The sequence below is a fragment of the Thalassobaculum sp. genome (assembly GCF_040219215.1).
In the GTDB taxonomy this organism is placed as follows: domain Bacteria; phylum Pseudomonadota; class Alphaproteobacteria; order Thalassobaculales; family Thalassobaculaceae; genus Thalassobaculum_A.
In genome coordinates, this window is sequence record NZ_JAVJSX010000005.1 from 80,992 (window position 1) to 101,475 (window position 20,484).

General features: G+C 66.5%; 21 protein-coding genes. 11 read left to right on the forward strand and 10 right to left on the reverse strand.

All coding sequences use genetic code 11. From position 1 onward, the window contains the following. Positions 1-9 precede the first annotated feature (9 nt). Positions 10-1,224, forward strand: coding sequence for a hypothetical protein (locus RIC54_RS02900; RefSeq protein ID WP_350098111.1), 1,215 nt, complete (start codon positions 10-12; stop codon positions 1,222-1,224). 71 nt (positions 1,225-1,295) lie between these two features. On the opposite strand, the gene RIC54_RS02905 is transcribed toward RIC54_RS02900, so the two are convergent. Next, positions 1,296-3,164, reverse strand: a complete 1,869-nt coding sequence (locus tag RIC54_RS02905) for a pentapeptide repeat-containing protein (protein ID WP_350098110.1) — start codon at positions 3,162-3,164, stop codon at positions 1,296-1,298. A 712-nt stretch (positions 3,165-3,876) separates the two neighbouring features. Between RIC54_RS02905 and RIC54_RS02910 the strand changes: the two genes are divergently transcribed. From RIC54_RS02910 to RIC54_RS02920, 3 genes are read left to right on the forward strand one after another with little or no spacing between them, the layout of a single operon-like run. Continuing rightward, on the forward strand, positions 3,877-4,776 hold the full coding sequence (locus tag RIC54_RS02910) for an ABC transporter permease (protein WP_350098109.1): 900 nt from the start codon (positions 3,877-3,879) through the stop codon (positions 4,774-4,776). Continuing rightward, the gene (locus tag RIC54_RS02915; RefSeq protein WP_350150531.1) at positions 4,773-5,873 is read left to right on the forward strand and encodes an ABC transporter permease; all 1,101 of its coding nucleotides are present in this window, start codon (positions 4,773-4,775) and stop codon (positions 5,871-5,873) included. Before RIC54_RS02910 ends, RIC54_RS02915 begins: the two co-directional genes overlap by 4 nt. A gap of 33 nt (positions 5,874-5,906) precedes the next feature. Then, positions 5,907-6,896, forward strand: a complete 990-nt coding sequence (locus RIC54_RS02920; protein ID WP_350098107.1) for an ABC transporter substrate-binding protein — start codon at positions 5,907-5,909, stop codon at positions 6,894-6,896. A 75-nt stretch (positions 6,897-6,971) separates the two neighbouring features. Here the strand turns inward: RIC54_RS02920 and RIC54_RS02925 are convergent, their stop codons facing one another. Continuing rightward, a complete protein-coding gene (locus RIC54_RS02925) occupies positions 6,972-7,823 on the reverse strand; it encodes a LysR family transcriptional regulator (RefSeq protein WP_350098106.1) in 852 nt (283 codons plus the stop codon). A gap of 145 nt (positions 7,824-7,968) precedes the next feature. Here RIC54_RS02925 and RIC54_RS02930 point away from each other — a divergent pair, with 145 nt between their 5' ends. Genes RIC54_RS02930 through RIC54_RS02940 form a run of 3 tightly spaced genes read left to right on the forward strand, consistent with a single transcriptional unit; the run spans position 7,969 to position 9,437 of the window. After that, positions 7,969-8,268 (forward strand): hypothetical protein, encoded by a 300-nt coding sequence (locus RIC54_RS02930; RefSeq protein WP_350098105.1) that lies wholly within the window; start codon positions 7,969-7,971, stop codon positions 8,266-8,268. 30 nt (positions 8,269-8,298) lie between these two features. After that, on the forward strand, positions 8,299-8,982 hold the full coding sequence (locus RIC54_RS02935; protein WP_350098104.1) for a 5-formyltetrahydrofolate cyclo-ligase: 684 nt from the start codon (positions 8,299-8,301) through the stop codon (positions 8,980-8,982). After that, positions 8,979-9,437, forward strand: a complete 459-nt coding sequence (locus RIC54_RS02940; protein ID WP_350098103.1) for a PAS domain-containing protein — start codon at positions 8,979-8,981, stop codon at positions 9,435-9,437. The genes RIC54_RS02935 and RIC54_RS02940 overlap by 4 nt, the downstream gene beginning before the upstream one ends. Here the strand turns inward: RIC54_RS02940 and RIC54_RS02945 are convergent. Beyond that, positions 9,434-10,060: a glutathione S-transferase family protein gene (locus RIC54_RS02945; protein WP_350098102.1), complete on the reverse strand. Its 627-nt coding sequence runs from the start codon at positions 10,058-10,060 to the stop codon at positions 9,434-9,436. The genes RIC54_RS02940 and RIC54_RS02945 overlap by 4 nt on opposite strands. A 143-nt stretch (positions 10,061-10,203) precedes the next feature. Between RIC54_RS02945 and RIC54_RS02950 the strand changes: the two genes are divergently transcribed. The 3 genes from RIC54_RS02950 (at position 10,204) to RIC54_RS02960 (ending at position 12,033) form a co-directional block, all read left to right on the forward strand. After that, positions 10,204-10,569 (forward strand): YciI family protein, encoded by a 366-nt coding sequence (locus RIC54_RS02950; protein WP_350098101.1) that lies wholly within the window; start codon positions 10,204-10,206, stop codon positions 10,567-10,569. A gap of 1 nt (position 10,570) precedes the next feature. Continuing rightward, complete coding sequence (locus tag RIC54_RS02955) at positions 10,571-11,833, forward strand: RNA polymerase sigma factor (protein WP_350098100.1); 1,263 nt, start codon at positions 10,571-10,573, stop codon at positions 11,831-11,833. Positions 11,834-11,901: 68 nt separating this feature from the next. Further along, the gene (locus RIC54_RS02960; RefSeq protein WP_350098099.1) at positions 11,902-12,033 is read left to right on the forward strand and encodes an SRPBCC family protein; all 132 of its coding nucleotides are present in this window, start codon (positions 11,902-11,904) and stop codon (positions 12,031-12,033) included. A gap of 24 nt (positions 12,034-12,057) precedes the next feature. On the opposite strand, the gene RIC54_RS02965 is transcribed toward RIC54_RS02960, so the two are convergent. From RIC54_RS02965 to RIC54_RS02985, 5 genes are all read right to left on the reverse strand, one after another. Beyond that, complete coding sequence (locus RIC54_RS02965) at positions 12,058-12,858, reverse strand: maleate cis-trans isomerase family protein (protein WP_350098098.1); 801 nt, start codon at positions 12,856-12,858, stop codon at positions 12,058-12,060. Between the two features lie 34 nt (positions 12,859-12,892). Next, on the reverse strand, positions 12,893-14,134 hold the full coding sequence (locus RIC54_RS02970) for a D-amino acid dehydrogenase (protein WP_350098097.1): 1,242 nt from the start codon (positions 14,132-14,134) through the stop codon (positions 12,893-12,895). Positions 14,135-14,221: 87 nt separating this feature from the next. Then, positions 14,222-14,710 (reverse strand): MgtC/SapB family protein, encoded by a 489-nt coding sequence (locus RIC54_RS02975; RefSeq protein ID WP_350098096.1) that lies wholly within the window; start codon positions 14,708-14,710, stop codon positions 14,222-14,224. 86 nt (positions 14,711-14,796) lie between these two features. Continuing rightward, positions 14,797-15,762 (reverse strand): 2-hydroxyacid dehydrogenase, encoded by a 966-nt coding sequence (locus RIC54_RS02980; protein WP_350098095.1) that lies wholly within the window; start codon positions 15,760-15,762, stop codon positions 14,797-14,799. A 36-nt stretch (positions 15,763-15,798) separates the two neighbouring features. Beyond that, positions 15,799-16,851: an Ldh family oxidoreductase gene (locus RIC54_RS02985; RefSeq protein WP_350098094.1), complete on the reverse strand. Its 1,053-nt coding sequence runs from the start codon at positions 16,849-16,851 to the stop codon at positions 15,799-15,801. 103 nt (positions 16,852-16,954) lie between these two features. Here RIC54_RS02985 and RIC54_RS02990 point away from each other — a divergent pair, with 103 nt between their 5' ends. Beyond that, positions 16,955-18,034, forward strand: coding sequence for a DmpA family aminopeptidase (locus RIC54_RS02990; RefSeq protein WP_350098093.1), 1,080 nt, complete (start codon positions 16,955-16,957; stop codon positions 18,032-18,034). Between the two features lie 6 nt (positions 18,035-18,040). Here the strand turns inward: RIC54_RS02990 and RIC54_RS02995 are convergent, their stop codons facing one another. Continuing rightward, the gene (locus RIC54_RS02995; RefSeq protein WP_350098092.1) at positions 18,041-19,138 is read right to left on the reverse strand and encodes a TauD/TfdA family dioxygenase; all 1,098 of its coding nucleotides are present in this window, start codon (positions 19,136-19,138) and stop codon (positions 18,041-18,043) included. Between the two features lie 79 nt (positions 19,139-19,217). Continuing rightward, positions 19,218-20,417, reverse strand: a complete 1,200-nt coding sequence (locus RIC54_RS03000) for an adenylate/guanylate cyclase domain-containing protein (protein WP_350098091.1) — start codon at positions 20,415-20,417, stop codon at positions 19,218-19,220. Positions 20,418-20,484 lie beyond the last annotated feature (67 nt).

Here is a 20,484-nt window from a genome sequence, read left to right on the forward strand (position 1 = left end):
ACCGTGACCATGAAGCGCGCCGGCCGTCTGGTCGCCGCGGCCATCGCCACGGCCGCGGTCCTGCCGTCCCCTGTGGTGGCCGGCGAATGGCGGCTGTCGGGCTCGGCCCAGGTCGAGACCCGGCTGTTCCCGACCTCTCCGGCGTTTCCGGAGCAGGACGACTCGACGGTATCGCCCTCGGTCGCGGTCGAGCCGGAGGTGACCTACGACTGGAACGACGGTGCCGACCGACTGACCGTGATCCCGTTCTACCGGATCGATGCTCACGACGAACGGCGGACCCATGGCGACCTGCGCGAAGCCAACTGGCTGCACATCGGCGACGGCTACGATCTGGTCGTTGGGTTCGACAAGGTGTTCTGGGGTGTCGCCGAGTCCCGGCATCTGGTCGACATCATCAACCAGACCGACCTGGTCGAGGACATCGACCAGGAGGACAAGCTGGGCCAGCCGATGGTCCAGGTCCAGGTCGACACCGACTACGGGGTGTTCCGCGGCTTCGCGATGCCGGTGTTCCGGGAGCGGACCTTTCCCGGCGATGACGGGAGGCTGCGCGGCGCCCTGCCGATCGCCGACGACCCGGTCTACCAGTCGGGTGCCGAGCAGTATCATCCGGACTTCGCGGTGCGCTGGTCGAAGACGTTCGGCGATTTCGACGTGGGCGTGTCGCATTTCCGCGGCACCAGCCGTGAGCCGCGCCTGCTGCCGGCGTTCCGCAGCGGCCGCACCGAACTTGTCCCCTACTACGACCTGATCGACCAGACCGGCGTCGACGTGCAGTACACCACCGGTGCGTGGCTGTGGAAGTTCGAGGGCATCGGCCGGTCGGGGCATGGCGACTACTTCGTCGCCAGCGTGGCAGGGTTTGAGTACACGCTGTATCAGATCGCCGAGACCGACGCCGATCTCGGCCTGCTGGCCGAGTATCTTTACGACGGGCGTGAGGAGGGTGATGACGCGCCGCCGACCGCATTCCAGAACGACGTGTTCGTCGGTGCCCGGCTGACGCTGAACGACGAGCCGGACACCACGTTCCTGGCGGGCGCCATCGTCGACGTCGAGGACCAGTCCACCCTTTTGTCCCTGGAGGCCAGTCGTCGGATCGGCAGCGACATGAAGATCGAGTTGGAGGCCCGGCTGTTTCCCGAGGTGGCGTCGACGAACGGGCTCTACGGCGTCCGCCGAGACAACACCGTCACCCTTCGGCTCAATCAGTATTTCTGAGCAGATGTGACTGCTTCTTGTAGGTATTGAAACAGTGGGGGTCCGTTCAAGGAGCTCCTGCATCATGTGGATTATTCGCGACTCAAGTCTGCAATCCGAGCCCCCATGATCGACGACAGTGGCCTCCGTAGCTGGTCACTGAGTGCCGCAGATCCTTCGCAAGCAGGGCTGAGGAGGCGCTCAATCAGATGGGTTGTGCGGTTCAGTGCGGCGTTACGAAGGACTCGTTCGGCGACCCGCTCGCTGACGTGTGGCGCGTGATCCGGCGAACATGCAAGCTCGCCGAGCAGGTCGGCGCGGCGCGTGGGTCGCTTTGTCGGCGGAAGAACACCGAGCACGACCAATATCTGTCTCGGATATCGCCACCACCAAACCAAGTCTGAATCGTCCGATGCCGGGTCGTATCCGCTCTGAACGAGGATCTCCACAAGAGGTCGGTCGTGGAGCCCATCGATAGGCGTAGAGTCGCCTTTGAGGCGCTCCAGACGCTCAAAGATCGACGAGCGTGAGTCGGAGTATGCGCTACCCTGAGCCCGGAGTTTTGCTGCAATCTGGTCTAGGTTCGGTGGCTGCACGCGCGGGCTGGGATCAGTTAGAGGCGAGCCCAGCCTAACGAGATTATTACTTGCCGGCCGCCCATCTGTGCGCCAGAGCGTTGATCCATCAAGATCGGCGGCATCCAGATTGCAGTCGAGGAAGAGGCCGCCGGACGCCTCGGCCTGCCGAAAGGATGAGCCCCGAAGGTCGGAAGACTTGAACGATGACGCCATGACATTGGCGTCATCGAAATCTGCGGCTAGCAACTTGGCGCGATCAAACATCACGCCGATGGCTTGGGCGTTCGTGAAGAGCGCTCCTCGTCCGTCAGTTCCTACAAATGTTGCTCCGAACAAGGATGCTCCACGCAAGTGAGCACCCCGGAGGTCGGCATCGTCGAAGGATGCAAAATCCAGCGTGGCATTCGTAAAGTTTGCGCCAATGAGTTTCGCCTGACGGAAGGTTGCACCAGAACCGTCGAAAGCCTTCTTGTTTGATAAATTGTAGAGTGGAGGGGTATCCCAAAAGTCTCTGGCGTGGAAGGAGGAACCGGTCAACTGTGCACCGACAAAGTCGGTATTCACGGCTGTTGCATCGTGGAAGATCGCGCCAATCAGTTGTGCTTCGCGAAACGAGGCGCCATCGAGTTGTGCGCCCGTAAAGTCGACGTTGTTGAATTCAGATCGATCCAGGACCGCATACCGCAGGTCCCTCCCTCGGAAGTGGATCTTTCCGTCGCGGCTGATGGTTTCACCGACGACAACTAAGTTGCGGGAAAACCAAGTGAGTGGTCGCCGTTCGATCGGATCGGTTGTGCCATCGAAAAGTACGGCGGTCCATTCGAGCATCAGGCGCCCCCTGACTTCGACCACCGGAAGCACCTTGCCGACTTCTCGGCTAGCCCACCGTTCCGAGTCTGCCAGATATTCAATGAGCAGTTTCTCCACACGTTCGTCGGGGATCGCTGCTACGCACACGGAGAACAGGCTGATGAACAGCGACGCTACGAGCAGAACAAGGCTTGCGGTTACAGCGCGTATCATGTTTTCGGCGCCACGTTGGATTTCGCGCTGAACTTTCCACATCGACAAAATCGCCGACCAGCGGTCTGGGCCATGGACTGCCCGTTTCGCAAATGCTTGGCCTGTTTCAACCAGATGGAGCACCTGTGAGTAGGCACCCATGAACGGCATGACCAGCACATCGACAAGCAAGGTGCGAATACGGCCGCTCGGATGCAGCACCAGCGGCCAGAGCGCCCACACGATGGCCAAGTCCGCTAGGACAAGGCCCCTGTGTGTCCATGTCATCATCTCATCGTGATAGGGCAGGAATCGGATCTGAAACGCCAAAAGCAGAACGACGGGCGCGACAACGAAGCTGATCCACGAAGTCAACGTCATCGCGTACCTCGGTATGGTTCCGCGGCGCACGCCCGCGATCCATTGAGCCACGATGTACGGGTGCAGGCGGAGGCGGTATTGCTCTCGGTCGGCGTGAATAAGGTTGACAGTGGCCAACGCCGTGTTGAACGCGTGCAGTCTAGTGGCAAGAACGTAGTGAGATATCAGCGCGTATAAATGGTATATTATGAATAAAATCGGAGAGATCCAAAAGAATGAGAATAAATTAAGGTGTACGTTCTGAAGCAATGGAAGGGAAACAGCGCTCTCAATCAAAAGATCGCGATGCGATGTTGATCCAATTGCGATCCCCAAGTACGTGCCAAACAAGAGAAAGGTTACCCAGTTGATGCGAGCGTGACTGCTCGCCTCATTCGCTGCGGTTAATATGGATTCTATTCTATCACGTTCAAATGTCACTGCCACACACGTTTTATGAGCAAACCTGACCGTCACAGATACGGATCGCTTGTGACGCTTTGCTGAAAATACAACTATGCACAGGCTGGGCGGTAAATAGAAATTTGCTGTGGCGATCCGCCGTAGTGCGCTGCACTACCCTAGTCCGATTTCTGACCGTCGGGTCAACATTCGTGGCTTCCCGGTCCCTCGGGCTCTCGGTATGCTCGCCCTGACGAACCGGGGGTTCTGCAATGCCGGACAGTTTCGTGGGCGCGGCGCGCCCGCCGTCTGACGATCGAGGCGCCGGGACGTGGCGCTAGGATCGAATCTGATCACCCGCCTCCGGGAAGGGCGGACCGTTCCGGTCCTGACCGTCCTCGCGGCGCTCGTGGTCCTTTGGTACGGCTTTGCGATCTACCTGAACGCGGCCTGGCAGCTTGACCTGTACGCCAAGGCCAAGTCCGACTGGACGGTGTCCGATCTGGTCTCCGATACGCTGAACCAGGACCGGCCGGTGCTGCCGGCCGCCCATCAGGTGTTCATCGAAATCTGGAACACCACGGTCGACAAGCCGATCACCTCCAAGCGCAGTCTGTTCTATCACGGCTGGATCACGCTTTCGGCAACCCTGCTGGGCTTTGCCATCGGCACGGGCCTCGGCGTGACGCTGGCGGTGTTCATCATCCACAACCGGGCGGTCGACCGATCGCTCATGCCGTGGGTGGTGGCCAGCCAGACCATCCCGATCCTGGCGATCGCGCCGATGATCATCGTGGTTCTGAACGCGGTGGGGTTATCGGGATTGCTGCCGAAGGCGTTGATCTCGGCCTATCTCAGCTTCTTTCCGGTGGTGGTCGGCATGGTCACGGGTCTGCGCAGTCCCGAGACCCAACTGCTCGACCTGATGCACACCTACAACGCCAGCGCCTGGCAGACTTTCTGGAAGCTGCGCTGGCCGAGTTCGGTGCCCTACCTGTTCACCTCGATGAAGGTGGCGGTGGCGATCAGCCTTGTGGGTGCGATCGTCGGCGAGCTGCCGACCGGCGCCGTCGCCGGGCTCGGCGCCCGCCTGCTGGCAGGCTCCTACTACGGGCAGACCATCCAGATCTGGTCGGCGCTGTTCGCGGCGGCGGCGCTGGCCGCCGTCCTGGTGATCCTGGTCGGAATCGCCAACCGCCTCGTGCTCAGGCGCATGGGGATGGCCCAGTGACCCGGATCCAGAGCGTGCTCGCCGTGCTGCTCGGCGTCGGCTGCCTTGCCGGACTGGCGCTTCCCGCGTCGAGCGCCGGCGAGTCGATCCTGGATGTTCCGGCGGTGGCGTTGTTCGCGGTGTGCGGCGTCGCATCGCTGGCCCGGTTCCGGGTCGCGGTGCCCTATTGGATCGACGGCCTGATCTCGGTGCTGGGCGCGGTGACCCTGCTGGCTGCATTGCCGGAGATCGAGCGGGCCGGCGTCGGCTACTGGGCGCTGTTGCTGGCGGCGTGGGCATCGGGCTGGCTGTTCGTCGAACGGCTGCTCGAGCTCGGTCCGACCGTCCGGCAGAACGGGTTCGTGCGGCTTCTGGTTCCGGTCTACTTCGGCATCTGGATCCTGGTGGTGTGGGAAGCGGTGGTGCGCGGCGCCGGCATTCCGTCGGTGCTGCTGCCGCCTCCGTCGGCGATCGGGGTGCGGCTGCTGACATCCGGTGCGGTGCTGTGGGCGGACTTCCAGCAGACCTTCCTGAAGGCGGTGCTTGTCGGCTACGCGCTCGGTTGCGGTTCGGCCTTCCTGTGCGCCATCGCGATCGACCGCAGCCCGTTCCTGCAACGCGGCCTGCTGCCGCTCGGCAACTTCGTGTCCGCCCTGCCGATCATCGGCATCGCTCCGATCCTGGTGATGTGGTTCGGCTTCGACTGGCCGTCGAAGGCGGCGGTCGTGGTGGTGATGACGTTCTTCCCGATGCTGGTGAACACGGTCGCCGGGCTGGCAGCCAGCGGGTCGATGGAACGCGATCTGATGCGCACCTACGCCGCCGGGTACTGGCAGACCCTGTTCAAGCTGCGGCTGCCGGCGGCAGCGCCGTTCATCTTCAACGCGCTGAAGATCAATTCCACCCTGGCGCTGATCGGCGCCATCGGGGCGGAGTTCTTCGGCACACCGACCGTCGGTATGGGCTTCCGGATTTCGACCGAGGTCGGGCGGATGAACATCGACATGGTATGGGCCGAGATCGCGGTCGCCGCGGTCGCCGGCTCGACGTTCTACGGCGTGGTCACCCTGGTCGAACGGGCGACCACGTTCTGGCATCCCTCGGTCCGCCGTGGCTAGAGGGTCGACGACCAATAACAAGGAGGACAGGGTATGAAGAGGCTTCTGACGTCACTGCTGACGGGTGCGGTCGTGCTGATGGCCGGCCACGCCCAGGCAGCCGACAAGGTCACGCTGCAGCTGAAATGGGTCACCCAGGCCCAGTTCGCCGGCTACTACGTGGCCAAGGACAAGGGGTTCTACAAAGAGGAAGGGCTTGAGGTCGAGATCAAGCCGGGCGGCCCGGACATCGCTCCGGCACAGGTGCTGGCCGGTGGCGGCGCCGATGTGGTGCTGGACTGGATGCCGTCGGCGCTCGCCACCCGCGAGAAGGGTGTGCCGATGGTGAACATCGCCCAGCCGTTCAAGAGCTCGGGCATGATGCTGACCTGCCGCAAGGAGACCGGCATCAAGTCGCCCAAGGACTTCCCGGGCAAGACGCTCGGCGTTTGGTTCTTCGGCAACGAGTACCCGTTCCTGTCGTGGATGAGCCAGCTTGGCATCCCGACCGACGGCAGCGCCAAGGGTGTCACCGTCCTGAAGCAGGGCTTCAACGTCGACCCGCTGCTGCAGAAGCAGGCGGACTGCATCTCGACCATGACCTACAACGAGTATTGGCAGGTCATCGATGCCGGCATCCCGGAATCCGACCTGGTGGTGTTCAAGTACCAGGACCAGGGTGTCGCCACGCTTGAGGACGGCATCTACGTGCTCGAGGACAAGCTGAAGGACGCGGCGTTCGCCGACAAGATGGTGCGGTTCGTGCGCGCCTCGATGAAGGGCTGGAAGTGGGCGGAAGCCAACTCCGACGCGGCGGCCATGATCGTGCTCGAGAATGACGCCAGCGGTGCCCAGACCGAGAAGCACCAGAAGCGGATGATGGGCGAGATCGCCAAGCTGACCGCCGGCTCGAACGGTGCGCTGGACAAGGCCGACTACGAGCGGACCGTGGCGACCCTGATGAAGGGCGGCTCCGACCCGGTGATCACCAAGACGCCGTCGGGTGCCTGGACCAGCGCCATCACCGAAAAGGCCCTGAAGTAGCCGTCGGGGACTGTCCGCGACGCATCGGCGAAGGGGCGGGCAACCGCCCCTTCTGCCGTTCTGGGCGAAGTCGGGCTAGGCATCGTCTCTGACCCTCTGTGCCAACTCCGTCAGGGCCGCCAGCATCGGGTCGATGATCCCGTGGTCGCGTTCGACCGGGCAGACCAGCCAAGCGGGCAGGACGAATTCCGACGCGTCGGGCACCCGGCGCAGGGCACCGCGTTCGATCAGCGGCTGGACCATGCGCCATGGAAAGTAGCCCGAGCCACCCTGCTCCAGCAGGTAGCGCAGGCCGAGCCAGCCGACGTTGACCGCCAGCGGCGGCCCCGCGAAGTCAGGGTAGCGCGCGCTGTGCTGGGCATAGAACTCCGGCCCCCAGTCGACATAAACGTAGTCCCCGCCCAGCGGCTCGGACCCGGGCGAGGCCACCAGCACCAGGCGTTCGTCCATCAGCGCCGTCAGCTCAAGGTTGGGGCGGCGCTGTGGCGCGTACATCACAGCGATGTCAATCCGCCCGTCGATCAACCCCTGCATCAGGTCCGGCTCGAACCCGACCTCCGCGCGGATCGAGATGTCGGGCGAGTCCCGGCGCAGCGTCCCGAGCCAGTCGAGCAGGAACCCGTCCCACAGGCCGATCCGGGCGCCGACCACCGCGCTGGCGCGGAACCCCCTCGGAACACCGACTTCATGGCGGGCCTGCTCGACGGTGCGTACCAGCAGGGCGGCGTGCTTCTGGAACCGCCGGCCGGCATCGGTGAGCGCGGCACCGGCCTTGTTGCGGATGAAAAGCGCGGTGCCGAGTTGGTCTTCGAGGGCGCGGATGCGGGCGCTGACCGTCGACTGGGTCACGTGGATGCGCTCGGCTGCCGCCACGAAGCTGCCGGTGCCGATCACGGCCAGGAAGGTGCGGGCAAGCTCGGTGTCCATCGTGTTTCGATTTAATATCGGAAAATACGATATTAATAGCCAATTATATTCGTTTTTCAGTTCAACGGAGTCTCCCCATACTTCCTTGGCAGGCTATCAGACCGCATCGCTCGGGGTCGGACGGCCACAGGATCGGGAGGTTGCCATGCGTGCCGACGTGCCGCCCCTGGAAGTGATGCGCCACAATTTCTGGCTCGGGACCCCATATGGGATGGAAGATCCGCGGATGCGGCGGGTGACCGAATGCGTCGGCGTCCTGCGCCCGACCATCCAGGCGTTGAGCCAGCGCACCGGCGATCGTTGCCTGATGTGGGCGCTGATCGCCATCACCGTCCACATGGCGGTCGAGGCGGGCGAGGCCGAGGTCATCGCCGCGGCGTTTCAGTCGAGCGCCCAGCTTCTGGAACTGAACGCCGAAGGCGACGCTCTGGGCGCCGGCCTTTAGCGTGTGACGGGCATCCAGGGAGGAAAGTGATTGGACCAGGAAACCGACCGGAACTGCCCTGCCTCGCCGCCCTGCTTTGCGCACGAACTGGAGCTGACCGAGAACGGCTATACTGCAGTCGATCGCGACGCCGCGGTAACGGTGGCGCGCTGGCGCAAGGCCGAGCGTGAACGGCTGGTCGCGGCCCGCCTTGCGGTTTCCGCGGACGACCGGAGCCGGGTCGCCGAAGCGGTGGCGGCCGAACTCAGCCGACTGGTCGGAACCGACCGCGGCACGATGATCAGCCTGTACTGGCCTTTCCGTGGGGAACTCGATCTGCGCGGCTGGATGCGCACGGAGATCGAACGCGGGATGCGGATCGCGCTGCCGGTGGTCGAGCGCAAGGCCCATCCCCTGACCTTCCGTGAATGGACGCCCGGTTGCCAAATGGGCCGGGGTGTCTGGAACATTCCGATCCCGGCCGACGGGCCGTCGGTCACGCCCGATGTCGTCATCGCCCCGCTGGTCGGCTTCGACAATGACTGCTATCGGCTCGGCTATGGCGGCGGCTTTTTCGACCGGACTCTGGCGGCGCTGTCGCCGCGGCCACTGGCGATCGGAGTCGGCCATCCGTCGGCTGCGATCGCAACGATCTACCCGCAGCCCTATGACATTCCGATGGATGTCATCGTAACCGGGTCCGGACAAGCGATCCGGCGGGGCTGCGGGCAATGAATCCCGATGATCTCGGCCGTGCGCTGGTCTGCGACCTGCCCGACGGTCTCATCGTCTCCGACGCCAAGGGCGTCATCCGGTACTGGAATGGCGGAGCGGAACGGATCTTCGGGTTTACCGTCGCCGAGGCCATGGGCCAGCCGCTCGACATCATCATCCCGCGGCGGCTTCAAGCCCGGCACCAGGCCGGCTACGACACGACGATGCGGACCGGAGTCACGAAGTACGGCGCCGGTGAGTTGCTGGCGGTTCCGGCAGTCCGCAAGGACGGCCGGCCGATCTCGATCCAGTTCTCGATCCTGCCGCTGCCGGACGACCAAGGCGGCCTGGAGGGTATCGCCGCCATCGTGCGCGACGTCACGGCGGAATTCGAGGAGCGTAAGGCATTGCGGCGGGCGCTGAAGGACGTTCTCAACACCGGGCCCGCGGTAAGCGTACTTGACGGCGCAGCCTAGCGGGCGAATGCGTAGGCACCGCCCCTATCCAGCGCCCGCCGGTACGCCGGGCGGGCGTGGATCCGCTCCAGGAAGGCCCAGAGGTTCGGCCGCGACGCGTCGAGGCCGGCGCGTGAGACCGCGACCTCCAGCGGAAAGCTCATCATCACGTCGGCGGCGGTGAACTCGGGACCCGCGAACCACGGGTCGGCGCTCAGCTCCGCTTCCTGATAGTCAAGGTGGGTGGTCAACTGCCGCTCGACGAACGGGCGCGCCGGCCGGCCCAGCCAGCCAAGCCGGTTCAGAATCAGCTTCATCAGCAGCGGAGGCATGGCAGAGCCTTCCGCGTAGTGTAGCCAGTACCGGTAGCGCCAGTGCAGGTCGGAGCCGGAATCCGGCGCCAGATGCGGGCCGTAGCGGCTGACCAGATAGTCGGCGATCAACCCGGTCTCGGCCAGCACCCGGCCGTCGTCCTCGATCAGCGGCGACTTGCCCAGCGGATGCACCCGCTTCAGCGCGTCCGGCGCCAGCATCGTCTTCGGATCGCGGGCGTAGGGAACGATCTCGTAGTTTAGCCCGAGCTCCTCCAGCAGCCAGAGGATGCGTTGCGAGCGCGAGTTGTTCAGGTGGTGGACGCGGATCATCGGCCAGACTCCGGATTAGGTATGCGACGGTACCGTTCTCGACGTGGTTTGGCGAACCCCGGCGGTGCGCAGAATTTCTTTTCGACGCGATGTCGGATCCGGCGGTACTCGTTCGTCCTCAGGCCAAACGAGGAGCGATGATCATGCTGTACGCCATTCTCTGCTATGACTCCGAGGAGGCGGTCGCTTCCTGGTCCAAGGACCAGCACGCCGGGGTGATGACCCGGCTCGGTGCCGTACAGGAAAAGCTGAGCGCGCAGGGCCGGCTCGGCCCGGTGGCGCGGCTGGTGCCGACGACGGCGGCGGTGACCATTCGCAAGAGCCAGGAAGCCCTGGTCCTCGATGGCCCATTCGCCGAGACCAAGGAGCAGTTGCTGGGGTTCTTCATCGTCGAATGCGCGTCGCTCGACGAGGCGATCGAGACCGCCCAGGAACTGGCGCGAGCCAACGGTGCGGGCGGATCCTACGAACTGCGCCCGGTTTCCGTGCTCCAATCCGGCGGGCTCTGACGTGAACGAGATCGCCTGGATCGATACGGCGTTGGCCGCGGCCCGCCCCCAGGCGATCGGCGCGCTGCTGCGCTATTTCAGGAACCTGGACACCGCCGAGGAGGCGTTCCAGGAAGCTTGTCTGCGGGCGCTTCGGACGTGGCCGCGCAACGGTCCGCCGCGCGACGCGGCGGCCTGGCTAATCATGGTGGGGCGCAACGCCGGGATCGACGACGTTCGGCGCCGGGGCCGGACCCAGGCGCTGCCGCCGGATGACGTCATCTCCGACCTGGACGACGCCGAGGCCGGCCTGGCCGAACGCCTGGACGGCGCCAACTACCGCGACGATATCCTGCGGCTGCTGTTCGTGTGCTGCCACCCGGATCTGCCGGCGACCCAGCAGATCGCGCTGGCCCTGCGCATCGTATCGGGGCTGTCGGTGAAGGAGATCGCGCGCGCCTTCCTGGTCGGCGAGAGCGCCATGGAGCAGCGGATCACCCGGGCCAAGGCCCGCGTTGCCGGCGCCGGCGTCCCGTTCGAGACGCCGGGTGCCGTCGAGCGTGCCGAGCGGCTCGGTGTGGTGGCCGCCATGCTCTACCTGCTGTTCAACGAGGGCTATTCCGCCAGCGGCGGCGAGGCGCATGTGCGCTCCGCGCTGTGCGATGAGGCCATCCGGCTGGTGCGGCTTCTGCTGCGGCTGTTTCCGTCGGAGCCTGAGATCATGGGGCTGGCGGCGCTCCTGCTGCTGCAGCACGCGCGCACCGGCGCGCGGGTCGATCCCGACGGTTGCATTGTGCTGCTGGAGGATCAGGATCGGCACCTGTGGAACGGCGAGATGATCACCGAGGGACTGGGTCTGATCGACAAGGCGATGCGCCACCGCAAGCCGGGACCCTATCAGGTGCAGGCGGCAATCGCGGCGCTGCACGCCCGTGCCGCCCGGCCCGAAGACACCGACTGGCGGCAGATCGAGCGGCTGTACGCCACGCTCGAGCGGATGCAGCCGTCGCCGGTGGTCACGCTGAATCGGGCGGTTGCTATTGCCAAGGTGCAGGGACCCGAGGCGGCGCTTGCCCTGATCGAGCCGCTGGCCGATCCGCTTGCCGGCTACTTCCTGTTCTTTGGGGTTCGTGGCGCCCTGCTCCAGCAACTTGGCCGGACAGACGAAGCTCGCGGGGCGTTCAACCGGGCCATCGCACTGGCCAACACACCGGCCGAGGCGGCGCACATCCGCTTGCACATTGACCGTCTGGCTATGAACAGCAGGTCGGGTGTCGATTCCTAGGCTCCCGCCGCAACAGCATTTCGTCGCAAGACCGCAGGTCCTGCGACCAACCTGATGGGAGGGAACCCGTGTTCAAGATCATGCACGGGCCGACACCCTTCTTCAGCAAGGTTTTCCACGTGTTCATGGACATGGACAAGCTGGTCGGCCGTGCCTTCGAGGCGGGGCTGTCCAAGCTGCGGGCGGCGGCCGGAGGCTGACAGAGACGAGCGCAGGCGCGACTTCTATCCGGCCAGCCCCCGTTCAAACAGCATGCCGAACTCGGGTTGCGGGTCGTCGACCCCGGCGAGGCGCAGGCAGTGCCAGGCCATCACCAGGTTGCTGGACAGGAGCGGCTTACCGGACACTGCTTCGGCAGCCCGGGCGATCGGGGCGACCTGCAGGCTGGTACAGGAAATGAACACCCCGTCGACGTCGGGGTGTGCTGCGGCGGCAATGGCGGCGTCGCGGATCGAGTCGGTGGAGATCCGCGCCGCCTCCCGGTCGTCAGTGCGCAGGAAGGTGCCCATGGCCGTGACCGCCACGCCGCGACCTTCGAAGTAGACCCGCAGGTTGGCGTTGATCGCCTCGCTGTAGGGGGTCAGCAGGGCAATCCGCTTCATTCCGAGGGACTTGAAGGCGGCGAAGGCGGCGGTCACCGGGTTGGTGAAACTGGCTTCCGGGCGGACCTTGCGCAGTTCGTCGAACACCCCGTCCTCGCCGATCTCCATCGACGCCGAGGTGCAACCGAACGCCACCACGTCGAGCGGCACCCCCGGGAGAATAAGGTCGGCGGCCGGGGCCAGCCGGGCCTGCATGGCGCGCAGGGTCTGAGGGGTGATGTCGTTGTCGTTCTGGATCCGGCTTTCGTACAGGGCGACGCCCTCGTGACGGAAGATCTGCCGGAACTCATGCTCGACGGTCTGGTCGGTCGCCAGCACCACCAGTCCGATGGCGGCCCGGCTGTAGATGCCTGGATCCAGGGTCGACGGCAGGACGCCGAGGTCGATGCAGTCGGGCTTGGCGGCAACGAGGGTGCTGTTCATCACATTCCTCCGGCGGTTTCCGGCTCGTAGTGCATTACATCATCATGCCGTCGAGCGGGATCTCGGTCGGCTTGCCGGCGATCAGGTCGGCGGTGATGCGGGCGGCGGCGTGGGACATGGTCCAGCCCATGTGGCCGTGCCCGCTGTTGAACCACAGATTGCGATGTTTCCTGCGCCCGAAGCGCGGCGTGCCCTCCGGCGTCATCGGGCGCAGACCGGCCCAGCCCTCGGCGCGCCCGAAATCGGCGCCGTCGGGGTAGAGGTCGCGCACAACGCCCAGCATGAAGTCGAAGTCCTGCGGCTTGTGGCTGGTGTCGTATCCGGCGAACTCCGCCGTCGCGGTGACCCGGACCCGGTCGCCGAAGCTGGAGATCGCGACCAGGTTGTCCTCGTCGACCGAGGCGACGGTCGGAGATGCGGCGTGGTTGCCGACCGGAATGGTCAGCGAATAGCCCTTGATCGGGTAGACCGGCAGCGACACTCCAAGCTGACGTGCGAACACCGGCGCGTGGTTGCCGAGCGCCAGCACGTAGGCGTCGGCGGTCAGCCGGCCCTTGGAGGTCTCCACGCCCAGGATGGCGTCGCCATCGGCGTCGATCCGCAGGATCTCCATGCCCAGGTGGAACTCCGCCCCGCGCTTGATGCATTCGTCCGCCAGGGCGCGGGTGAACTTGTTGCAGTCGCCGGTTTCATCCGTCGGGCAGTAGATGCCGCCTGCCACCTTGTCGCGGGCGGCGGCCAGCGAGGGCTCCACACGAATGACGGCGTCACGGTCCAGCACCTCGGTTTCCTGGCCGTCGTCGGACAGGATCCTCATGTGCTCGACCCCGGCGGCCAGCCGCTCCTCGGAGCGGTAGAAGTACAGGATGCCGCGGGTGTTGCGGTCGTAGTCGATCTCGGCGTCGGCCAGGGTCTCGTGCAGCAGGCGCTGCGAATACAGGCAGAGCTGATGCTTGCGCAGGGTATTGGTGCGCGCCTTCTCGTGGGTGCATTGGGCGAGGAACTTCAGCGACCAGCTCCACAGCCGGGGATCGGCGGACGGGCGGAAGCGCAGTGCCTGGTCTTTCAGAACCAGGGACTTCAGCAGGATCATCGGCGCGCGCGGCGACGACCATACGAAGGAATGGCCGGGCGCGATCATCCCGGCGTTGCCCCAACTGGTCTCCTCCGCCACGCCGGAACGCCGCTCGACCAGCACGACCTCGTGGCCGTCCTTCAGCAGTTGATACGCCGTGGTGACGCCGACCACGCCACCGCCCAGGACCATTACCCGCATCCAGCCCTCCTGTTCGCGGGCAAAGCCTAGTCCGGGTCCGTCGCGAGTAGAAGGGTTACGTGCGGCGCGAAACCGGCGCCACCCGGATCAGGCGCCGTCGTCCCGGGTGACGCGGTCGGTCATCCATTTCAGCACGGCGAGGACGACGATCGCGATCGCCACCAGGGTCACCGCCATCGAGTAGTAGCCGCAGCCGACCGCCACGCCGATCGCACCGGCCGTCCACATGCCGGCCCCGGTGGTGAGGCCGCGGACGCCTTCCCGGTTCTGGATGATCGCGCCCGCTCCGAGGAAGGCGATTCCGGCGGTCACCGCCTCGACCGCGCGGATCGGGTCGACGTTGGGCGAGCCGTCCCGGCCCTGGATGTCGGTGTAGATGCCCCAGGCGATCATCGTGAACGCCGCCGAGGCGAGCGACATCAGCATGTGGGTCCGAAGTCCCGCGGATTGCCGCCGGTACTCACGCTCGGCGCCGATGATCGCGCCGAGGATCGCGGCCAGGCTCAACTTGCCGGCCACCGACGCCAGGGTTTCGCCGGGCAGCGGGGCAATCAGGGTCATGGGATCGAATGGCATCGGGCGTCGGTCCGCAGGTGGGGTGTCACCCGACAACCCCCGAGATCGCGACCGGCTCCGTCGATGGCGCCGCGGTCCGCGCCTGGTCAGTCTTCCAGTTCCGGCACGATCCACAGCGGAGTTTCGCCACGGGCGACCCTCTGGACGTTGTCGAAGGCGTTGCGCACCCGTGCGGTGTTGCTCTCGAAGGTCGGCCCGGCCAAGTGCGCGGTCAGGATCACGTTGTCGAGGCTGAACAACGGGTTGTCGGGGCGCGGCGGCTCCTGGTCGAACACGTCGAGGCCGGCGGCGGCGATGGTGCCGTCGGCTAGTGCAGTGTGCAGCGCCGCCTCGTCGACCACCGGGCCGCGGGCGGTGTTCACCAGGATGGCGGACGGCTTCATCGCGCCCAGCTCGGTGGCGCCGATCAGGTGGCGGGTGGCATCGTTCAGCGGTGTGTGCAGCGAGACCACGTCCGCTTCGCCCAGCAGCTCGCGCAGCAGGCGGAACCGGACATTCAGGAGGTCTTCCTGATCCTCCGGCAGCCGGGCTACGTCGTAGTAGGTCACGTTCATGCCGAACGCCTGGGCCAGTCGGGCGGTCTTCTTGCCGATGGTGCCGAGGCCCACAATGCCGAGCGTCTTGCCGCGCAGCTCATGCACACGCGGTGTCTGGTTGCCGCGCCAGTTGCCGGACGCGACGCTCAAATGCTGCCGCACCAACTGGCGCGAAACCGCCAGCATCAGCAGCACGGCGTGCTCGGACACCGCGACCGAATTGGCGCCGCCGTTGTTGCAGACCGGTACCCCGGCGGCGCGGGCGGCATCCAGATCCGCCCGGTCGTATCCGGCGCTCAGCAACTGCACCAGCCGCAGTTTCGGGCCGGTTAGAAAGAGTTCCCGGTCGATCAGGCTGTCGACGAAGCCGACCAGATACTCCGCACCCGCCATGGCCTCGCGGTACTCGGCGCTGCGGGCCGGCACGACGGTCAGCTCGAATCCGGACGGCGCCATCGCACGCGCCGCATCGGCCGCATCGGGGAAGTCGGTGACGAACACGATTCTGGGGGTCATGGTTTCTGCCCGGGCGTTGCGATCGTTTCGAAGCGGCTACAGCGCCGACGGCGGCGTCACGCCGAGCTTGTCGGCCCAGGCCTTCAGCCCGTCGACGATGCCGGGATACAGCGCCACCCCGTCCTTCAGCGCCGCCCGCTTGCGGGCCAGGGCGCCGTCGCCCGGCAGGCGCACCGTCTCGACTCCGGGGGCCGGCGGGTTGGTGCGGCAGGCGTCGGCCAGCCAGTCGGTCTGCCGGGTGAACGCATCGACTCCGGCGAAGGCAGTCGGGTCATAGACCTGCACCAGCACGCCGGCGCCCCAGCCCTCCGCCGGGTCGGCCCGGCCGTGACCGGCAAGGCCCTGGGTCAGCGCTTCGACGATCAACGCCAAGCCGTAGCCCTTGTGACCGTGATCGACCCCGCCGACCGGCAGGATGGTGCCCGGCGGGTCGGTGAACAGCACGGCCGGATCGGTCGAGGGGTTGCCCTCGGCGTCGATCACCCACTGGTGGTCGAGCTTTCGACCCTCCTTGTGCAGCCGCCCCGTCAGGCCGTTGGTGGTGATCGAGGCGGAGATATCGACCAGGATCGGGTCGCCGCCGGTCGGGATGCCGACCGCGATCGGGTCGGGTGTGTAGACCGCGCGGGTCCCGCCGAACGGCGCGACGCTGGCGGTTGACGGGTCGGAGCAGGTCAGCGTGACCATCATGCCGTGGCGGGTCGCGCGCTGCAGGAACGCGGCCAGGCAGGCGATGTGGTGCGAACGTCGGATCGAGACTGTGCCGGTGCCGTACAGCCGGGCGCGTTCGACGGCGAGATCTACGGCGGTCGCGGTCAGCCACACGCCGGACAGGCGCCGTCCGTCCCAGCTCACCACCGGGCCGCGGTCGGTCAGGATCGCCGGCTGGCCGGTGCCCTTCATGCTGCCGTCGGCCAGTGCCGCGAGATAGGGTGGCGCCAGCTGCAGGCCGTGGGTGGTGTGGCCCATCAGGTCGGCTTCGACCATGACCGGCGCCACAACGGCGGCCTTGTCGGCGTCGAGCCCGGCCGCCGCGAACAGCGCTTCGGTGTAGGCGATCAGGGCATCGGCGGCGTAGCGGTCGGTCATGCTCGGTTCTCCCGTTCGGTCGTCGCGACGGACCTTAGCGGGTCGTGGAAGCGCGGGCCATCGCCTGCTAGACAGAAGTCATATGACCAATGGAGATCGATGGATGAGCGCCCAACCCCGCCTGCGCGACCTCGGCATCGCCATCGGCACCCTGCCGACCGGACCGGCCAACGCCATCACCGACGTTGCCGGCGTTGCCGTCGGCCACGCCACGTTGTCCGACGGGCCGGTGCAAACCGGTGTGACGGCGATCCGTACCCATGCGGGCCATCCGTTCCGCGACAAGCTGCCGGCTGCCGCGCACGTGCTGAACGGCTTCGGCAAGAGCATCGGGCTGATGCAGGTGGCCGAGCTCGGCACCCTGGAGACCCCGATCGTGCTGACCAATACCCTGTCGGTCGGGACGGCGGCGACCGCGCTGGTCCGGCACATGCTGGCCGAGACCCCGGAGATCGGTGCCAGCACCGGAACCGTCAACCCAGTGGTCATGGAGTGCAACGACGGCGCCTGGCTGAACGACATCCGCGGCCTGCATGTCTCCGAGGACGACGTCCTGCGGGCGCTGCAGTCGGTCGCACCCACGGTCGTGGAGGGCAATGTCGGGGCCGGGACGGGGATGAGCTGCTATGGCCTCGCCGGCGGCATCGGCACCGCGTCCCGGGTCGTCACGCGCGGGCCGCGCCAGTACACGGCCGGCGTGCTGACCCTCTGCAACATGGGCCGGATGGAGGACCTGAGGGTCGACGGCCGTCCGGTCGGACAGCGGCTGGTCGACAGGCTGGCGGCGGAGAAGGCGTCAAACCAGCGGGACGGGCGCGAGCACGGCTCGATCATCATGATCATTGCAACGGACGCGCCGCTCGACGCCCGCCAGCTGCGGCGGCTGGCGGTGCGGGCGGGGGCCGGGCTGGCGCGCACCGGGACCCACTTCGGCTCCGGCAGCGGCGACATCATGCTGGCGTTCTCGACCGCCGAACCGTTGCCGCACGTCATGTCCGACGATCCGGAGCGCTCGCGCCGGTCGCTGCATGAGGATGCGTTGGACGGGCTGTTCCGGGCGGTCATCGAGGCGACCGAGGAGGCGATCCTCAACGCCCTGCTGGCGGCGCGGCCGACCGTCGGGAACAAGAAGCGCATCCGCCGGTCGCTGACGGAGTTCGCGGACCTGATTGCCGGCGATTGACCGGTGCTACCGCACCGCTGAACGCCCTGCGCGGTACAGGCTCTGCGGGCCGTCGTGCTCGATGTAGCAGCCCTGCAGGTGCCGACGACCGGTAGCGGAGAAGCTGGTGCGGCCGTGCGCCAGGCGGTGGTTGTCGAACATGATCGTATCGCCGGGTTCGAGCTTCAGGCGTATCTCGAACGACGGATCGCCCAGCCGGGCGCCGAAGAGGGCGCGTGCCCGATAGAACGCGGCCAGTGCCGATGGCGGTGCCGGCAGCACATACTCGACCCGCGGGTTGAAGCGGATGCGCTGGATCTCACCGGCCTCGTCGACCTCGATCATGCGGCCGATGTCTTCCAGCACCGAGCCGTCGCCGTCGTAGCGATAGCGGATGCCGGTGGTTGTCAGCGCCGCGAAGGCGTCGGGGTCGTCGGATCGGAGCGACTGGGCGACCGCGAGGCCATCAACCAGGGTCGACTCCCCGCCCTCGGCATCATTGATCAGGCAGCTCAGGAACTGGATGCCGGGGATGGGGCGGCGGTATGGGTTGTCGGTGTGGGCGTACAGCGCCAGCGAGGTGTAGGCGAGGTCGGTGGGAGCTTCGGTCGTCCGGACCTCGAACAGCGCGCCGAAGTTCGTCACCCGGACCGGCCCGAACCGCTCCGCCACCCGCAGCACCGATCCGGATTCGGTGCCGCATTCTCGGATCAGACCAAGCCCGGTGCGAAGAAAGCCGTCCAGGAACATCGTCATGCCGGCCGGGGTGTCCAGGGCCTGGAGTACGGCAACGTTTGGCGCATGGGTGGCGGCGGTCCAGGGCGTTTTCGCCGGCAAGGCATCGGCGGGGTCCAGTTCGCCGTCGAGCCAGTCGAGCAGGAAGCGCACCGCCCGCCCGTCGCTGAACCGCACTTCGGCCACGGTGTCGTCGAGGGTGTCGACCCCATCGATGCGGATCGCCGTCTCTATCCGCCAGGGATCGTACAGTCGCTGTCGGCACCCTGAATCGAACTCGTCCGACTCGCGGCTGCGTTCGCGCAGCCAGAGCGGATGCAGCGGCAGCACCGTGCCGTCGGAACGCCGGAACACCACCGTGCCGTCCTCGACCGCCAACGTCCTGGCCATAGCCGCCTCCGTGGGCCCTTGCTCCGTACGATCGTTGCTCTGTTCGCGACAAGCCGCAATCGGGAAATGCGGTGCCGGCTCACTTCAGGGCGTACAGCGTCATCGGCTCGGCAATACCGCGGATCGGATGGTCGCCGACCGGGCGCAGGCGCGGGTCGCCGCTGGTCTCGGCGAACGCCTGGGAGGTCAGCAGACGGTGGCCGAGCGGCCGGCACAGCGCCTCGATCCGCGACGCCGCGTTGACCGCCGGTCCGATCACCGTGAACGCCTGCCGCCCGCCGGCGCCGACGTTGCCGTAGCGCACGGTTCCGACGTGCAGGGCCGCCTCCAGGGGCAGCGCCGGCAGCCCCTCGGCCGACAGGGTCGAGGCCAATGCAGTGACTCCGTCGATGGCCTCGGTCGCGGCGTCCAGCGCCGACACGCAGGCGCGCCGGGCGTCGGCTCCCAGCTCGAAGGCTGCCAGGAAGCCGTCGCCGAGAAACGCCAGGATCTCCCCGCCATGCGCGGTCATCGGCGGCACCATGGCTTCCAGGTGCCGGTCGAGCAGGTCTACCAGGCGGTCGCCGGGTACCGCGTCGCTGGCGGCGGTGAATCCGGCGAGGTCGACCACCACGATCACCGCGTCCATCGCCTGGGTTTCGCCGGTCTGGATGGTGCCTTCCAGCACCTGCGCGCCCGAGCGCGCGCCGACATAGGCCTCCAGCAGATTGCCTGCGATCGAGTGCTCCAGGCCGGGCAGGATCGCGGCGGCCACGCGTGCTCCGATCCGGTCGAGGATCGCCAGGTCGGAGTCGCGGAACCCGTCGGCGTGGTGGGTCATCCACCTTACGATCAGGCCGTCCCGGCGGGTGGCATCTGGATCGCCGAAGATGAAGAGATGGGCGAGATAGTCGGTGATGCCGGCCGCCGCCATGTTTTCAAACACCGGATAGTCTGCGCGCTGCGCAGGATCGGAAAGGCGGCGGCGCATCCGCAGGGTCCTGGTATCGATCATGTAGCGCAGCGGGCTGCGCAGCCAGTCATCGCCCCCGGCCTCGGCGTGGCGGAACACCCCGATGTCGATGCCGGTCTTGGACGACCACGACACCGCGATGGCGTCGATCGCCGGGTGCAGGGTACGGGCCGCCAGTCGGATCTGGTTGACCTGCACGCCGGCCTCGCACAGCGCGCCGGCCACCCGCTCGACGATCGCGTCGACCGGGGCACGGCGCAGCGCCAGCTCGATCAGATCGGATTCCAGGGCGCGAATCGTCTCGGCGGCGTGGACGGCATCGGGCATCGGGTGTCGCGCTCCGGGTCGGCGGGGTCGACCCAATCTGGGGGTGCGGGGCCGGCTTTCAAAGCCC

Bases quoted from the DNA above. Each gene is read 5' to 3' on its own strand.
- RIC54_RS02900 (WP_350098111.1), top strand. From the start codon at position 10: ATGAAGCGCGCCGGCCGTCTGGTCGCCGCGGCCATCGCCACGGCCGCG.
- RIC54_RS02905 (WP_350098110.1), bottom strand. From the start codon at position 3,164: ATGACGTTGACTTCGTGGATCAGCTTCGTTGTCGCGCCCGTCGTTCTG.
- RIC54_RS02920 (WP_350098107.1), top strand. From the start codon at position 5,907: ATGAAGAGGCTTCTGACGTCACTGCTGACGGGTGCGGTCGTGCTGATG.
- RIC54_RS02925 (WP_350098106.1), bottom strand. From the start codon at position 7,823: ATGGACACCGAGCTTGCCCGCACCTTCCTGGCCGTGATCGGCACCGGC.
- RIC54_RS02930 (WP_350098105.1), top strand. From the start codon at position 7,969: ATGCGTGCCGACGTGCCGCCCCTGGAAGTGATGCGCCACAATTTCTGG.
- RIC54_RS02940 (WP_350098103.1), top strand. From the start codon at position 8,979: ATGAATCCCGATGATCTCGGCCGTGCGCTGGTCTGCGACCTGCCCGAC.
- RIC54_RS02945 (WP_350098102.1), bottom strand. From the start codon at position 10,060: ATGATCCGCGTCCACCACCTGAACAACTCGCGCTCGCAACGCATCCTC.
- RIC54_RS02950 (WP_350098101.1), top strand. From the start codon at position 10,204: ATGCTGTACGCCATTCTCTGCTATGACTCCGAGGAGGCGGTCGCTTCC.
- RIC54_RS02965 (WP_350098098.1), bottom strand. From the start codon at position 12,858: ATGAACAGCACCCTCGTTGCCGCCAAGCCCGACTGCATCGACCTCGGC.
- RIC54_RS02970 (WP_350098097.1), bottom strand. From the start codon at position 14,134: ATGCGGGTAATGGTCCTGGGCGGTGGCGTGGTCGGCGTCACCACGGCG.
- RIC54_RS02975 (WP_350098096.1), bottom strand. From the start codon at position 14,710: ATGCCATTCGATCCCATGACCCTGATTGCCCCGCTGCCCGGCGAAACC.
- RIC54_RS02980 (WP_350098095.1), bottom strand. From the start codon at position 15,762: ATGACCCCCAGAATCGTGTTCGTCACCGACTTCCCCGATGCGGCCGAT.
- RIC54_RS02985 (WP_350098094.1), bottom strand. From the start codon at position 16,851: ATGACCGACCGCTACGCCGCCGATGCCCTGATCGCCTACACCGAAGCG.
- RIC54_RS02990 (WP_350098093.1), top strand. From the start codon at position 16,955: ATGAGCGCCCAACCCCGCCTGCGCGACCTCGGCATCGCCATCGGCACC.
- RIC54_RS02995 (WP_350098092.1), bottom strand. From the start codon at position 19,138: ATGGCCAGGACGTTGGCGGTCGAGGACGGCACGGTGGTGTTCCGGCGT.
- RIC54_RS03000 (WP_350098091.1), bottom strand. From the start codon at position 20,417: ATGCCCGATGCCGTCCACGCCGCCGAGACGATTCGCGCCCTGGAATCC.